The 15761-nt window shown below is 39.2% G+C and carries 13 protein-coding genes; all 13 read left to right on the top strand.

All coding sequences use genetic code 11. The annotated features are described in order from the left end of the window. Positions 1–42: 42 nt before the first annotated feature. The 13 genes from AAA071_RS03455 (at position 43) to AAA071_RS03395 (ending at position 15756) form a co-directional block, all read left to right on the top strand. Positions 43–1428 carry a nucleobase:cation symporter-2 family protein gene (locus AAA071_RS03455; RefSeq protein ID WP_004696527.1) on the top strand — a complete coding sequence of 462 codons (1386 nt, stop codon included), beginning with the start codon at positions 43–45 and terminating at the stop codon, positions 1426–1428. Between the two features lie 204 nt (positions 1429–1632). Further along, a complete protein-coding gene (locus AAA071_RS03450; RefSeq protein ID WP_349234032.1) occupies positions 1633–2820 on the top strand; it encodes a RuBisCO large subunit C-terminal-like domain-containing protein in 1188 nt (395 codons plus the stop codon). A 105-nt stretch (positions 2821–2925) separates the two neighbouring features. Beyond that, the gene (locus AAA071_RS03445; RefSeq protein ID WP_012864614.1) at positions 2926–3732 is read left to right on the top strand and encodes an MBL fold metallo-hydrolase; all 807 of its coding nucleotides are present in this window, start codon (positions 2926–2928) and stop codon (positions 3730–3732) included. Between the two features lie 2 nt (positions 3733–3734). Next, positions 3735–4214 (top strand): 23S rRNA (pseudouridine(1915)-N(3))-methyltransferase RlmH, encoded by a 480-nt coding sequence (gene rlmH, locus AAA071_RS03440; RefSeq protein WP_349234031.1) that lies wholly within the window; start codon positions 3735–3737, stop codon positions 4212–4214. A 111-nt stretch (positions 4215–4325) separates the two neighbouring features. Then, positions 4326–4781, top strand: coding sequence for a CBS domain-containing protein (locus AAA071_RS03435; RefSeq protein WP_004696521.1), 456 nt, complete (start codon positions 4326–4328; stop codon positions 4779–4781). A 163-nt stretch (positions 4782–4944) separates the two neighbouring features. After that, positions 4945–6249 (top strand): trigger factor, encoded by a 1305-nt coding sequence (gene tig, locus AAA071_RS03430; protein WP_004698674.1) that lies wholly within the window; start codon positions 4945–4947, stop codon positions 6247–6249. Positions 6250–6285: 36 nt separating this feature from the next. Beyond that, positions 6286–6879 (top strand): ATP-dependent Clp endopeptidase proteolytic subunit ClpP, encoded by a 594-nt coding sequence (clpP, locus tag AAA071_RS03425; protein WP_298714936.1) that lies wholly within the window; start codon positions 6286–6288, stop codon positions 6877–6879. Positions 6880–6891: 12 nt separating this feature from the next. Continuing rightward, the gene (gene clpX, locus AAA071_RS03420; protein ID WP_008601448.1) at positions 6892–8145 is read left to right on the top strand and encodes an ATP-dependent protease ATP-binding subunit ClpX; all 1254 of its coding nucleotides are present in this window, start codon (positions 6892–6894) and stop codon (positions 8143–8145) included. A gap of 65 nt (positions 8146–8210) precedes the next feature. Further along, positions 8211–10520 carry an endopeptidase La gene (gene lon, locus AAA071_RS03415; RefSeq protein WP_024062007.1) on the top strand — a complete coding sequence of 770 codons (2310 nt, stop codon included), beginning with the start codon at positions 8211–8213 and terminating at the stop codon, positions 10518–10520. Continuing rightward, positions 10520–11218 carry a ribosome biogenesis GTP-binding protein YihA/YsxC gene (gene yihA / locus AAA071_RS03410; protein WP_024062006.1) on the top strand — a complete coding sequence of 233 codons (699 nt, stop codon included), beginning with the start codon at positions 10520–10522 and terminating at the stop codon, positions 11216–11218. The genes lon and yihA overlap by 1 nt, the downstream gene beginning before the upstream one ends. After that, positions 11215–12186, top strand: coding sequence for a polyprenyl synthetase family protein (locus tag AAA071_RS03405; protein WP_278451723.1), 972 nt, complete (start codon positions 11215–11217; stop codon positions 12184–12186). The genes yihA and AAA071_RS03405 overlap by 4 nt, the downstream gene beginning before the upstream one ends. 1 nt (position 12187) lies before the next feature. Beyond that, entirely contained in the window at positions 12188–13078 is an 891-nt protein-coding gene (gene tatC / locus AAA071_RS03400; RefSeq protein ID WP_278451722.1) for a twin-arginine translocase subunit TatC, read from the top strand. 20 nt (positions 13079–13098) lie between these two features. Then, complete coding sequence (locus AAA071_RS03395; protein WP_004698608.1) at positions 13099–15756, top strand: valine--tRNA ligase; 2658 nt, start codon at positions 13099–13101, stop codon at positions 15754–15756. The last annotated feature ends 5 nt before the right edge of the window (positions 15757–15761 follow it).

The following is a 15761-nucleotide window of genomic DNA, read 5'->3' as shown; positions in this document are numbered from 1 at the left end:
TGTTTAACTAGTAACTAAAACGTAAGATATGAGGTGATTCTTATGAGTAAAGGTGCATCTGGTGTCGACCATGTAGATGGTATGCTGCCAATCCCGCAGTTATTCGCTTATGGTTTACAGCACGTTCTGGCTATGTATGCTGGGGCAGTAGCTGTACCAATTATTATTGCACAAGCTATGCATTTGCCAATTGAAGATTTAATTCGTTTGATTACAGCTGACTTATTTACATGTGGTGTAGCTACATTGATTCAAACATTAGGGTTCGGACCTGTCGGTGGTCGCATTCCTCTTATTCAAGGTGTAACATTTGCTTCTGTAGGTCCAATGATTCTGATTGGTCAGCAGCATGATATTACTACCATTTACGGTGCGATTATCGTAGCTGGTCTCTTTACATTCCTTGTGGCACCATTTTTCAGTCGTTTGATTCGGCTATTCCCACCTGTAGTAACAGGTACTATCATTACTATTATTGGTATCAACTTGATGCCAGTAGCTGTTAACTGGATGGGGGGGGGCGTAGGCAATAAAAACTTTGGCGATCCACTATACATAGCTCTTGGTGTAGCTACATTTGTTCTCGTTGTATTAACTTATCGATTTGGTAAAGGTTTCCTTGGTAATTTGGCAATCTTAGTTGGGCTTATTCTCGGTACAGCCTTAGCTATGATTGTTGGTATTACAGATTTTTCAGAAGTAGGGCGTTCTCAATGGATTTCTGTTGTGACACCATTCTATTTTGGCCTTCCAACCTTTGACTTTGCTTCTATTGTATCTATGATTATTGTAATGCTCGTAGTTATGGTAGAAACAACTGGTGATAGTATTGCAGTTGGAGAAATCGTAGATAAACCTATTGGTCAAAAAGAGTTGGCTGCGGTACTTCGTGCGGATGGCTTATCCACTATTATTGGTGGTATCCTTAATAGTTTTCCGTATACAGCATTTGCTCAAAACGTAGGTCTTATTGCTGTAACACGTGTTAAGAGTCGTTTCGTTGTAGCAGCATCTGGTGTAATTTTAATTTTATTAGGCCTTTTCCCTAAATTAGCCGCTATCGTAGCTTGTATTCCAAATGCTGTATTAGGCGGTGCCGGGATAGCTATGTTCGGCATGATTATCGCCAGTGGGATTCGTTCTCTTGGTAAAGTTAGTTTCGATGGTAACTATAACCTGATGCTAGTTGCCATTAGTATTGGGGTATCCATGATTCCTCTTGCAGCACCTCAATTCTATACACACTTTCCAGCATGGGCTCAAATTCTTTTGAAGTCTGGTATCACAGCTGGTAGTATAGTCGCTGTTATTTTAAATGTAATGTTTAATGGTTTTGGTTATAAAACTGTTAACGAACCTAATCGTGCGACTCGTAAATATCGTCACTTTACACGATTCAAAGGTTATCCTAAACATTTCTACCAATAAGATATAGTTAGACGAGTTTACTCTCATGCGATTATATGTATTGTCTCTCACAGTAGAAACCTTGTTAGTATAGGTAAAACATCAATATATATGTTTTCGTTTGTTAAAAAGATCTCACTCTGATTTGGAGTGAGGTCTTTTTTTATGGAATCGTATACTACTTTGGTATATAATTAAATAATATTATTGTAAAGGAGACGCATTATGAAAGACGAGCGATTTATAGTTATATATAGAATAGAAGCGAGTACATATGAAGAAGCAAAATCAATTGCTTGGGCTGTTCAAGTGGAGCAAACCATAGAATTTCCTTATGAGTTTGTAACGGATCCATACATTAAAGAAACTATTACTGGTCGACTAGAATCTCTTGAACCTATAGTAGAAGACTCTCCTTATATCAATGTAGGTGTGATGCCAAATGCTGTAATTGACACCTCTCGTTACTATTTGGCTCGTATTTCATATCACGTAGATACCACGGCCTTAGAGGCTACACAATTTTTAAATGTTGTCTTTGGTAATTCTTCGTTACAGCCACATATTTGGGTAGTAGATATTGAACTATGTCCAACACTTTACGATGTGTTTAAGGGACCACGATTTGGCTTGCAAGGAATTCGTCGTTTAGTGGAAACCCCGACGCGTTCAATGATTCAAGCCGTTGTAAAGCCGATGGGAACACCAAACGGGGAATTGGCTCGCATGTGTGGAGCCTATACACGTGGTGGGGCAGATGTCATAAAGGATGATCATGGTATTTCTAATCAGTCCTTCTCTCAATATAAAGATCGTGTAAAACGATGTGCTTCTATGGTACAGGAAATGAACACTACACATGGGACACATACATTATATGCAGCAAATGTATCTGGTGATGGCACAGACGTATTGGAACGCGCTTATTTTGCCAAAGAGGCTGGTGCTACAGCTCTCATGGTGGCTTCAGGTCTCGTTGGTTTCGGTTGGTTACACAAATTAGCTACTGATGAAAAATTACGATTGCCTATTATTCATCATCCCGCTTATTCTGGTGGATTTGTGAGCCCCGGTGTATCTGGTGTAGCCGATTACTTACAACTAGGTTTATTACCTCGTATTTTTGGGGCTGATATGCCAATCTTCGTATCTTATGGTGGACGCTTTACTTTTACAGAGAAGCAATGCGAGAGAATTTCCTCTTACATTAAACGACCAATGGGCTTGATGAAAGCGGCTTGCCCTGCACCAGGTGGTGGCGTTACAGATGCTCGTCTTAATGAACTTGTTGAGCTGTACGGAAATGATACGATGTTCCTTGTTGGAGGCGATATGTTCCGCAGAGGGCCAGATATTGAGGCTAATATGTCGTATTTTGTAGAGCGTCTGACTAAATTATCTGAAAGAACGTAATAATAGCTTGAATTTAAATGAGTTAATACAATATTTAACTAAATAAATAAGCTATTGACTTTTACAGAAATAATAGATTTATGATTAAGTATATGGAGTGTTTTGATGAGTGAATCCTCACCGTTGGAGGTCCATGTCCTTGCCAGTGGTAGTAAGGGCAATTGTACAGTGATAAAAAAAGGGAACTCCGTAATATTGCATGATGTAGGCATCAGTTGTCGGCGCATTGTCAATGGGTTAAAAGAATTACATATTGATATGGCACAGGTAGAGGGTATATTTGTCAGTCATGAACATAGTGATCACATTGCGGGACTACAACAATTACTAAAACGATTTGATATTCCTGTGTATACGAAGCAAGGCACCTGGCGTGAAATCCAAGATAAGTTAATCGTACCAAAGAATCGATTAATCGAGCTTACAAAGGGCAGTTTAACGTTGGGGAGTCTAATTGTGGAACCTTTTTCGGTAAGTCATGATGCGGCTGATCCAATTGGTATAAATGTGTTTGCTGGGAACAATAAGGCAACTATTGTCACTGATACAGGCGTGATTTCAGATAATATTTTACGTAGAATTGATGATACGACTCTGTTAGTGCTAGAGGCGAATTATGATCCTCATATGTTGCGATTCGGACCATATCAGCCGTTTTTGAAACAAAGGGTGGCTAGTGATGAAGGTCATTTGAGTAATGAAATGGCTGCGCAAGCACTACTCATGATGAAACGTCCTGATTTTATGCAAGTTATATTGGCCCATCGTTCTGAAAATAATAATAACGCTGTCCTCGTTACCCAAACCATTGGCAAAATGCTTGTTGATGGTGGTGTTCGTATTGGACCTGAAATGAAGTTACAACATGGTCAGCCTAATGAAATTGTGTCCATCCAATCTGTGGAGAGGTAAAAATGAGATTTTATGTAGTCTGTATCGGCAAATTGAAGGATGCTTATTTACGTGAGGGCGTAGCAGAGTTTGTGAAACGTATGCGCCCCTATGGTGGCATTACAATTACAGAGCTGAATGAAAGTAAAATTGGAGATAAGCCGAGTGATGCGGATCGCAAACAAGTCGTTGCAGAAGAAGGAGACCGTTTATTAAAAGCGGTCCCTAAAAATGCGTATACTGTATTACTTGACGTGTATGGCAAACCAATGCCCTCTGAAGAACTCGCTAAGACGGTATCTAAGCTTGAGGTGGATGGTGTTAGCGATATGGCTTTCATTATTGGTGGTGCCTTTGGGGTGAGTGATACATTACGTCAGGCTGTAAATTATAAATTATCTTTTAGCCCTATGACTTTTACTCATCAAATGGTTCGATTGCTACTTGTAGAACAAATTTATCGAGCATCAAAAATCAATCGTAATGAACCTTATCATTGGTAGAAGACGTAGACTTAAAAATTATTTGTATAATACTTTCAGAAAAAAGGAGTTTTATTATACTGTGGCGAATAGTATAATAAAGCAAGATGTATTTGTAAGGAGGAATTCACTATGAAAATCCAAGAAGTAATGAATAAATACCCTGTTACTGTTGGCAAAGATGCGCCGATTTCTGATGTAGCTGATTTATTGGTTAAATATAATTTAACAGCTGTGTCCGTAGTGGATGATGATAATAAGTTGTTAGGTATTATCTCTGAAGGTGATTTACTTTATAAAAAAGTACGTCCTCATGTGCCTCATTATGTTAATGTATTAGGCGCTAGCATCTATTATAATGGCATCGGCGAATACAATGCTCAATTCAAAAAATTATTGGCATCTCACGTTCATGAGTTGATGACTGATGAAGTAATTACAACCACACCGGATAAAGATGTAGAAGAAATTGTATCTGTTATGCTTGATCAACATTTGAAAAATGTGCCAGTTGTAGATAAAGAGTATCGTTTGATCGGGATTTTGTCTCGTCGGGACATTATCAAATTGATTGCTAAAGATAACTAATTAGCATAATTATGTAAAATATGTAAAGACCACCCGTTTTGGGGTGGTCTTTTAGTGTATATTGAGAAGAATTGCATTGACCTTGCATTTATGTTATTATTAGGAGTGCATAATATACTACAGAAATTTGGGCATATTGCCCTTCGAGGAGGACATATTTTAAATGAAAGCAACTGTAAATCCTGTTGATCAACACGTAGTAACGTTAACTATTGAAGTACCTGCAGCAGAAGTAGATAAGGGCATTAAACAAGCTGTAAAACGCATTGCAGGTCAAGTGAACATCCCTGGCTTCCGCAAAGGACATGCGCCTCGCCGTATTTTGGAAATGAACTTCGGTAAAGAAGCTATCTTGGAAGAAGCGTTTGAAGTATTGGCTAGCCAAAACTATAGTGCTGCACTTCGTGAAAATGATATCGTGCCTGTATCTGAACCTGAAATCGAACGGGAACAATTCGAAGAAGGCAAAGATTTGATTTTCAAAGCTACTGTAACTAAACGCCCTGAAGTTAAACTTGGCGATTACAAAGGCTTAGAAGCAGAAAAACAAGATGCTACAGTATCTGATGAACAAATCGAAGAACAGTTGAACAATATTCGTGAACAACAAGCAAAAATGGTTGTTGCTGAAGAAGGCGCTACAATTCAAAAAGATGACTTCGCAGTAATCGACTTTGCTGGTTCCGTTGATGGTAAACCATTTGATGGTGGTGAAGGTAAATCCTACCCATTACAAATCGGTTCTGGTAGCTTCATTCCTGGCTTCGAAGATCAATTGATTGGCGCTAAAGCTGGTGATGATGTAACTGTAAAAGTAACATTCCCTGAAGACTACTTCGTAGCAGAACTTGCTGGTAAAGAAGCAGAATTCAAAACTCATATCCATGATATTAAACGTAAAGAATTGCCTGAATTAAATGATGAATTCGCAAAAGAAGCAAGCTCTTACGAAACTATTGAAGAATTGAAAAAAGATCTTCGCACTAAAATGGAAGAAGAAGCTTCCCGTCGTGCAATCGATACTTACAATGCTGACTTGATTCAAACAGCTGTTAAAAATGCAACTGTAGAAATCCCAGAAGTAATGATTAAAGATCGCGTAGAACAAATGATTCAAGAATTGGCTATGAATATGGAAGGCCGTGGCTTGAAACTTGATGACTACTTGAAATTCTCCAATAAAACTATCGAAGATTTACGCTCTGAATACAAAGATTCCGCAGCTGAAAACGTACGCGCTGATTTAGTATTGGATGCTATTGCAACTGCTGAAGGTATCGAAGTAACTCCAGATGATATGAACCGTGAAATCTTCATTATGGCTCAAAACTTTGGGGCAGATCCTAAAGAAGTTTGGGATATTATTGCAAAAGAAGGTCGTGTAGCTATGTTGGCAGGCTCTGTAGCTCGCAAAAAAGCAGCTCGATTCATTATTGATAATGCAAAAGGCGCTGAAGCGGCAGAATAATAGTTTGCTCAACTAGGTACATGAAAAGGTGATTATATGTATGTACCAATTGTAGTTGAACAAGGTGAACGCGGAGAGCGTTCCTATGATATTTACTCTCGCTTGTTAAAGGATCGCATTATTTTCCTTGGGGGTCCCATCGATGATAGTGTGGCAAATGCGGTTATTGCGCAAATGTTATTCCTGGAAGCAGAGGATCCTGATAAGGATATCCATTTGTACATAAATAGCCCTGGCGGTGTTGTAACTGCCGGCATGGCTATTTATGATACGATGCAATATATTAAACCAGATGTGTCTACTATTTGTGTAGGCTCTGCAGCGAGCATGGGTGCTGTGCTTTTAACAGCTGGCACTAAAGGTAAACGCTATGCGTTGCCTCATGCGCGCATCATGATTCACCAACCATTAGGTGGTGTGCAAGGGCAAGCATCTGAAATTGAAATCCATGCCCGTGAGATTCTTCGCATGCGTGAAGAGTTAAATGGTATCTTAGCTTCTCGCAGTGGACAAGATATTGAAGTAGTAGCTCGCGATACAGATCGCGATAACTTCATGAGTGCTCAGGATGCTGTTGAATACGGCTTAATCGATGAGGTACTCACAAGAGAACCTGTAGAAAGCAAGTAATGGAGGCGCCCCTTGGCAAAAGATAAAGATACTATGCGCTGCAGTTTTTGTGGACGCACAAGCGAAGAAGTCCGCAAATTAGTGGCGGGTCCTAACGTGTATATTTGTGACGAATGCGTTGAAGTTTGTGAACGCATCATTGCAGATGAGTTGGGTGCGGTTGAGACGGACGACTTCAATTTAAAAGAATTGCCAACGCCTAGAGAAATTAAAGCTCATCTTGACGAATATGTCATTGGTCAAGATGATGCTAAAATCTCTTTAGCTGTGGCTGTATATAATCACTACAAACGCTTACAAACAGATAATGTAGTAGATGATGTAGAATTACAAAAGGCTAATGTATTGTTCATTGGTCCTACTGGTAGTGGTAAAACACTATTGGCTCAAACCTTAGCGAAAATGCTAGAAGTACCATTTGCTATTGCAGATGCTACAAGCTTAACTGAAGCTGGGTATGTGGGGGAAGATGTAGAAAACATCTTACTCAAAATTATTCAAGCTGCAGATTATGATATAGCTCGGGCTGAACGGGGCATTATCTATATCGATGAAATCGATAAAATTGCTCGTAAGTCTGAAAATCCTTCTATTACACGTGATGTGTCTGGTGAAGGTGTACAACAAGCATTGCTTAAAATCTTAGAAGGTACCGTTGCTTCTGTTCCTCCTCAAGGTGGTAGAAAGCATCCTAATCAAGAAATGCTTCAAATCGACACTACGAATATTCTCTTTATTTGTGGTGGAGCATTTGATGGTATGGACAAGGTTATTACCAAGCGTACCGCTAAGAAAACACTTGGTTTTGGTGCAGATGTACAGCGTAAAGAAGAACGTAATGTATCGGCTATCTTAAAAGATGTTGTACCTGAAGATTTATTAAAATTTGGTTTGATCCCTGAGTTTATTGGACGTTTGCCTGTAATGGTGACATTAGATCAATTAGACAGAGATGCATTAATTCAAATTTTGACAAAGCCTAAAAATGCATTAACAAAACAATATGAAAAAATTCTATCCCTTGATGGTGTAGAGTTAACTTTCACTGAAGATGCATTAGAAGAAATCGCTGATGAAGCATTACAGCGAAAAACAGGTGCTCGTGGTTTGCGTGCTATCATTGAAAAGGTGATGAAACGCGTAATGTTTGAGGTTCCTTCCATGCCGGAAGTAACTAAGTGCATTGTGAATCGTGAATCCGTATTAAGCACAGGTGAACCTATACTCAAAAATGAGGCAGACCAAGACATCCAGTTGAAATCGTAATTCGAAGAAACTCATTTCTGTGTAGGAATGAGTTTCTTTTCATAATATATATACCTGGAGGAAGTATGAATTTACTCGAAATTGGGATCCCTACCGTACCTCTCAGAGGCATGGTAGTATACCCGAATATCGTGATTCACCTCGATATCGGTCGAGACAAATCCATTAAGGCGGTGGAAGCCGCAATGAATGAGGACCGCATTTTAGCCGTCGTAACTCAAAAAGATGATGCTGTAGATGCACCAACAGTTCATGATTTAGCCCAAATGGGTACATTAGTAAAAATTAAACAAATGTTGCGCTTACCAGGTGGTATAGTACGTGTTCTTGTAGAGGGTATCACTCGTATTCGTCTTATGAATATTACTAGCATAGACCCTTATTATATAGGAGACTATGAACGAGTGGCGTCTGAATTTGAAGACGATGTAGAGCTTGAAGCTTATCGTCGTTTGGTTCAAGCTAAATTTGGCGAATGGGCAGAAGAAGCTAAATCAGTTACTGATGAAGGTGTAACGCGCGTTATGGAATTACGCAATCCTTGTGAATTAGCTGACCAAGTTGCATTTCTATTGCCTATTAATAATTTGAAACGTCAAGAGTTACTTGAAGAATTATCTGTGGCTCGTCGTCTTAACATGATTGTAGGCATTTTAAATATGGAATTACAAATCTCTGATTTGGAAAATTCCATCAATAATCAAGTGCGTCAATCTATGGAAAAAGCGCAGAAGGAATATTTCTTGCGCGAAAAAATCCGCGTTATCCACGATGAGTTGGGTGATAAAGGAGATCCTGAGGAGGAGGCAGAAGAACTACGAGTTAAGTTAAAAGCACTTAACCTAAGTGAAGACGTACATACGCGTATTGATAAAGAAATTTCTCGTTACAGCCGCATGCCTCAATTGATGCCGGAAGCAACAATTTTGCGCAATTACCTAGATTGGGTATTGGCATTACCGTGGAACGAATTAACGGAAGACCGTTTGGATATTAAGGGCGCTCATGCTATGCTCGAGGCCGATCATTATGGCCTTGAAAAGGTTAAGAAACGCATTTTAGAATTTTTAGCGGTTCGTAAATTAACCGGTAAAAATAGTGGCTCTATTCTTTGTTTAGTAGGCCCACCAGGCGTTGGTAAAACCTCTTTGGCTACCTCTATTGCTAAAGCAATGAATCGTAAGTTTATCCGTGCATCCTTAGGTGGTGTTCGTGATGAAGCTGAAATTCGTGGACATCGACGTACTTATATTGGTGCTTTACCTGGTCGTATGATTCAGGGGTTAAAAAATGTAGGTACTAAGAATCCTGTATTTTTATTGGATGAAATTGATAAATTAGCATCTGATTATAAAGGTGATCCATCTTCAGCGTTATTAGAAGTATTGGATCCAGAACAAAATAGCACATTTAGTGATCACTTTATCGAAGTACCGTTCGACTTCTCTGAAGTTTTCTGGATTACTACGGCTAATGTAGCATCTAATATTCCTGGTCCATTGTTAGATCGTATGGAAATTATTGAGTTGTCCAGCTATATGGAAGAAGAAAAACTAGAAATTGCTAAGCGTTACTTAACACCTAAGCAAATTAAGAAAAATGGCCTTGAAGATTACAAGGTTAAATTATCTGATGCTGTGTTAAGAAAGGTAATTTCCGAATATACTCGCGAAGCAGGTGTTCGTACTTTAGAGAAAACAATTGCTAAGATTTGCCGTAAGATTGCTTTCAAAGTAGTTGAAGAAGGCGGAGACGCACCAAAAGTCACTACTAAGAATCTTCACGAATTCTTAGGCGCACCAATCTTTGTTGACCAAGAGCGAGAAAAGAAAGCACAAGTTGGCTATGTAAATGGATTAGCTTGGACATCTGTTGGTGGTGTAGTATTACCATGTGAAGCTACAACTATGAATGGTACCGGTAAATTGGCTTTAACTGGTAGTCTCGGCAAGGTTATGCAAGAGTCTGGTCAAGCGGCTATGAGTTATATTCGCCATAATGCAAAAGCTTTAAAGATTGAAGAAGATTTTTATAAAAAGCTTGATATTCACGTTCACTTGCCAGAAGGGGCAACCCCTAAAGATGGTCCTTCAGCAGGTATTACAATGACATTAGCTATGGTATCTATTTTGACTAACCGCAAGGTTCGTTCTGATATTGCCATGACTGGTGAAATCACATTGCGTGGCCGCGTATTACCAATAGGCGGCTTAAAAGAAAAATTATTAGCAGCCTTGTCTCATGGTATTAAAGAGGTGTTGATTCCAAAAGGCAATGAAAAGGATATTGCAGAATTACCTGACATTGTGAAAGAAGGCCTCATCATTACGCCAGTTAAGACAATGGATGAAGTATTAGCAAAGGCACTTGTGTAATGCAAAAGAAGAAAAAATCCACTAAACCAATGGGCCCAAAACCACAATATACACGAAAAGAACCAAAGGGGCCTCGTATTATAGCTGCAAAATATAATACTTCCTGTGTGAAGGCGGATCAATATCCTGAAGGGGATACCGTAGAAATCGCCTTCCTTGGACGCTCTAATGTGGGCAAGTCTTCGTTGATTAATTCTTTATGTAACTATCGTGGGTTAGCCCTCGTTAGTGGTCAGCCAGGTAAGACTAAGACGATAAACTACTTTGATATTGAATCAAAAGAGGATATTTCTGAAACCGAGGAACGCAGATATAACTGGTTTCTCGTTGACCTTCCTGGTTATGGTTTTGCAAAGACAAATAAAGGAAACCGCAATCTGTGGTCTTCCTTTATTGCCGATTATATTTTACATTCTGAACGATTGATGTTGTTGTGTTTACTTATCGATGGTCGCCATCCTGAAATGGCCATTGATAAGGTGGCCTTTGATTGGCTCGTCGAAGCCGGTGTTCCGTTACAAATTGTAGTGACCAAGGCCGATAAATTGACGGCTAAAGAAAAGTCTGCAAACTTGTCTATTATTAAAGAGCTATATCCAACGGCTACCCCGCCGATTTTGTACAGCTCTTTAAAGCATACTGGACGTGAGCTTTTACAACAACGAATCAATAAAATTTTGGTAGGAGATGAAGCATGAGTCAAACGAACGAATTAGAGATTATGGAACGCATTGCTCTAGATTTAGAGCGTGTCGAAGAGTCTCTTGCATCATCTTTTAATACCGGTGCAGAGGACTTCAATGCACTGATTCGACCGTTATCAGCAGCAGGTGGTAAGCGTTTGCGTGCTCAATTGTGTCTATTGATTGCTAATGCAGGTACATCTATAGAGCGTCAACGCATTAAAATTGCTGAGGCTGTTGAAATGCTTCATTTAGCAACACTTATCCATGACGATGTTTTAGATCAAGCTGAAATTCGCCGTGGGGAGGATACAATTCACATGCATAAAGGTAATAAAGTAGCTATCCTTAGTGGTGATTATTTATTTGCTAAAGCATTTAAAATCGTATCTGAAATGACGAATATGAAGTATCTTCAAGTATTCTCTCATATTATCACATGCCTCGTAGAAGGTGAGTTCATGCAAATGGAAGATGTATATCGCATCGATCAAGGCATAGAGCGTTATATGACAAAGACGCAAAAGAAAACAGCAGACTTTATGGAAGGCTGTATGGAGCTTGGTGGTCTCTTAGGAGATTGGCAAGCGAATGAAATCATAGAGTTGAAAAAATATGGTCATGCATTAGGCATGGCATTCCAAATTACAGACGATATTATGGATTATCGTGAAACAGCGGAAACAACGGGAAAGCCTGTAGGGAATGATCTTCGAGAGGGACTATTGACGTATCCGTTATTAAGCATCGTTAACGATGGTAATAAAGATAAATTGCTTGAAGATATTAAAGGCTTAAATAATGGTGGTAATGAGCAAGACATTATTGATTATGTTATTGCTCAAGGTGGAATTGATAATACATTAGCTGTAGCTGATAAATATTGTAAAGATGCTCTAGCGGCACTCGCTGCAGTGCGTGATTTCCCAGGGAAGGAATTCCTTGTGATGGCTGTAGAAAATCTGGCTGATAGAAAGGTATAATATGGAACCATTCGAACCAAAATCGGATTTCGAATATCCCATGCAAAAACCTTCTTTTGATAGTGTAGTTCGTCAAAAACGGCGTGAAGCAGAACAAAAGACTGAGCAAGAACGATATAAGGTGGCAACTCAACACATTCCTGAGGATGTGGAAGATGAACCAGTTTATACGGCTATAGAGCAGAAGATGATGGATGAAGCAAGGGAATTGTCTCTTGTAGGACATCTTTCAGAGCTGCGAAAACGATTGATTATAATAGCTGTAGCAGTTATTGTGGGAACTTGTATTTCTTATTATTATGTAGACTTATTATTGGAAATACTCCTAAAACCGGCTGGCAAGCTCTATTATATGAGACCTACTGAAGCATTTTTTACATATATGAAGGTGTCTGTTGTAGGTGGCTTAGTCATAGCCGCTCCCATTATATTGCATCAGATTTGGCTATTTGTTAAGCCTGCACTAACTGTGCGAGAAAAGCAGCTATCTAACTGGATCTTACCAGTAGCAATTGGTCTATTCGGGATAGGTATTGTATTTTCTTATTTTCTCGTATTGCCTGCAGCGGTGAAGTTCTTTATGGGCTTTGCTACAGATGAATTACAGCCGATGTTTTCTATTGGTCAGTATATGGACTTTGTATTATCCTTTGTATTGCCCTTTGGATTTATCTTTGAGTTGCCGTTGATCTTAATTATTTTGGGATATTTCAACTTAATTACATCACGCTTTTTAAAAACGAAGCGAAAGATATTTATTCTTATATCCTTTATCATAGGTGCTGTCATTTCACCTACACCGGATATGTTCTCGCAAACGATGATTGCATTACCTATGATATTGCTATATGAAACAAGCCTATTTGTATTGGCTAAAATTATGAAGCGCTAAGGAGTCTTTTAGGAGGAACGATGAAAACCTACGAAAATTTAACCACATATAATCCTGGTGAAATAGAAGGCAAATGGTATTCTTATTGGGAAAATCAAGGATACTTTCACGAAGAAGTAGACACGAATAAAGAGCCATTTAGTATCGTATTACCACCTCCTAATGTAACTGGTATGTTGCATATGGGGCATGCCCTTGATAACACATTACAAGACATCCTCATCCGTTTCAAACGCATGCAAGGCTACAATGTATTGTGGATGCCAGGTACAGACCACGCTGGTATTGCTACACAAATCAAAGTAGAAGAGATGCTTGCTAAAGAAGAAGGAAAATCTCGCTATGATTTGGGCCGTGAAAAATTCGTAGAGCGCGTGTGGGAATGGAAAAAAGAATATGGTGATACTATTGTAAAACAAATCCGTAGCCTTGGCGCATCCTGTGATTGGACCCGTGAGCGATTTACTTTGGATGAAGGATACTACCATGCAGTGCGCGAAGTATTTGTAAGCCTTTATGAAAAAGGTTTGATCTATCGCGGTGAACGCATCATCAACTGGTGTCCTCGTTGTGCCACTGCGTTATCTGATGTTGAAGTTGAGCATGAAGACGAACATGGCCATTTATGGCATATTAAATATCCTGTAAAAGGTGAAGATAATCGTTTCGTTGTTGTTGCTACAACTCGTCCAGAAACAATGTTTGGTGATGTAGCAGTAGCAGTAAATCCTGATGATGATCGTTATAAAGATCTCATTGGTAAAACATTAATCTTGCCATTTGTTAATCGAGAAATCCCTGTAATTGCCGATGACTATGTTGATGCTAGCTTCGGTACAGGCTGTGTAAAAATTACACCTGCTCATGACCCTAATGACTTTGAAATGGGTCAACGCCATGATTTAGAGTCCATCGTTGTTATGAACAATGATGCAACAATGAATGAAGGTGCTGGCAAATTTAATGGCTTACCTCGTGAAGAAGCGCGTAAACAAGTAGTAGCTGAACTTAAAGAATTAGGCCTACTTGAAAAAATCGATGATCATGACCATGCAGTAGGTCATTGCTCTCGTTGTAATACAATCATCGAACCAATGGTATCTAAACAATGGTTCGTAGATATGAAACCATTGGCAGAGCCAGCTCTTAAGGTTGTTAAAGACCACGAAGTAGAGTTCGTTCCTGAACGTTTTACAAAAACATATGTGAACTGGCTTGAAAATATCCGCGATTGGACGATTTCTCGTCAATTGTGGTGGGGCCATCGCATTCCTGCATGGTATTGTGATGATTGTGGTGAAACTATCGTTAGCCGTGAAGATATTACAGAATGTCCTCATTGCCACGGTCATGTTACACAAGATCCAGATGTTCTTGATACATGGTTTAGCTCTGGTTTATGGCCGTTTGCCACACTGGGTTGGCCTAAGCAAACTCCAGAACTTAAACAATGGTATCCAACAAGTGTGCTTGTAACTGGTTACGATATCATCTTCTTCTGGGTTGCTCGTATGATCTTTATGGCTCTTGAGTTTGAACATGAAATTCCATTTAAACATGTATTTATTCATGGTCTTGTTCGCGATAGCCAGGGCCGTAAAATGAGTAAATCTTTGGGCAATGGTATTAATCCGCTTGAAGTTATCGACCAATATGGTGCTGATGCATTGCGCTTTACTCTTGTAACTGGCAACACACCTGGTAACGATATGCGTTTCTATATGGAACGTGTTGAGGCTAACCGTAACTTTGCCAATAAGATTTGGAATGCATCAAAATTTGTATTGATGAACCTTACAAATTATGATGAAAGTTTCGTTCCAACAGTAGATGATTTGACATTGGCTGACCAATGGATTGTTCAAAAATACAATGAAACTGTACAAAATGTAACATCTAACCTCGATAAATTCGAATTAGGCGAGGCTGCTAGTTCAGTATATGACTTCATTTGGAATACATACTGCGATTGGTACATTGAATTAGCGAAACCTCGTTTGTATAGTGAAAGTGACGAACGTGATCGTCGTACAGTTCAATATTTACTTGTAACAATCTTACGTCATATGCTCGAATTATTACATCCATTCATGCCGTTCGTAACTGAACATATTTGGCAACATTTGCCACACGAAGGGGACAGCATCGTTGTTACTAAATGGCCTGAAGCATTGAAATTCGATAATCTTGAAGGGGCAGCACGTCAAATGGAAGTTATGATGGATGCTATCAAAGGTATTCGTAACATGCGTGCTGAAATGAATGTGCCTTTAGGTAAAAAAGCTGAGGTTATCGTAGCGCCAACAGATGAAGCATTAGCTAAAACTGTAGCAGAACATAGTGACTACTTCGTAACATTGGCTTGGGCAGAGAAAGTAACAATTCTTGGTACCGATGATCCAAAACCAGAAAATGCGACTGTAACCGTTGTCAATGGTATGGAAGTATATCTCTTACTTAAAGACTTGATTGACGGTGAAAAAGAAAGAGAGCGTATTGCAAAGGAAAAAATCCAAATGGAAAAAGAAATTTCTCGTTTGGAAGGTAAATTGTCTAACCAAGGCTTCTTAGCAAAAGCTCCTGAAGCTGTAGTAGCAAAAGAAAAAGAAAAGTTAGAAGAATATAAACAAAAACAACAAGCGTTATTGGAACGTGAAGCGTTCCTTGAAACCTTATAATAGGA

The sequence above is a fragment of the Veillonella parvula genome, assembly GCF_040097785.1.
Lineage (GTDB): Bacteria > Bacillota > Negativicutes > Veillonellales > Veillonellaceae > Veillonella > Veillonella parvula_D.
The sequence above is the reverse complement of the archived record's forward strand: the minus strand, read 5'-3'. Positions and strand labels throughout refer to the sequence as shown.

Coding starts and splice junctions, on each gene's coding strand:
- AAA071_RS03455 (WP_004696527.1), top strand. CDS start 43: ATGAGTAAAGGTGCATCTGGTGTCGACCATGTAGATGGTATGCTGCCA.
- AAA071_RS03450 (WP_349234032.1), top strand. CDS start 1,633: ATGAAAGACGAGCGATTTATAGTTATATATAGAATAGAAGCGAGTACA.
- AAA071_RS03445 (WP_012864614.1), top strand. CDS start 2,926: ATGAGTGAATCCTCACCGTTGGAGGTCCATGTCCTTGCCAGTGGTAGT.
- rlmH (WP_349234031.1), top strand. CDS start 3,735: ATGAGATTTTATGTAGTCTGTATCGGCAAATTGAAGGATGCTTATTTA.
- AAA071_RS03435 (WP_004696521.1), top strand. CDS start 4,326: ATGAAAATCCAAGAAGTAATGAATAAATACCCTGTTACTGTTGGCAAA.
- tig (WP_004698674.1), top strand. CDS start 4,945: ATGAAAGCAACTGTAAATCCTGTTGATCAACACGTAGTAACGTTAACT.
- clpP (WP_298714936.1), top strand. CDS start 6,286: ATGTATGTACCAATTGTAGTTGAACAAGGTGAACGCGGAGAGCGTTCC.
- lon (WP_024062007.1), top strand. CDS start 8,211: ATGAATTTACTCGAAATTGGGATCCCTACCGTACCTCTCAGAGGCATG.
- yihA (WP_024062006.1), top strand. CDS start 10,520: ATGCAAAAGAAGAAAAAATCCACTAAACCAATGGGCCCAAAACCACAA.
- AAA071_RS03405 (WP_278451723.1), top strand. CDS start 11,215: ATGAGTCAAACGAACGAATTAGAGATTATGGAACGCATTGCTCTAGAT.
- tatC (WP_278451722.1), top strand. CDS start 12,188: ATGGAACCATTCGAACCAAAATCGGATTTCGAATATCCCATGCAAAAA.
- AAA071_RS03395 (WP_004698608.1), top strand. CDS start 13,099: ATGAAAACCTACGAAAATTTAACCACATATAATCCTGGTGAAATAGAA.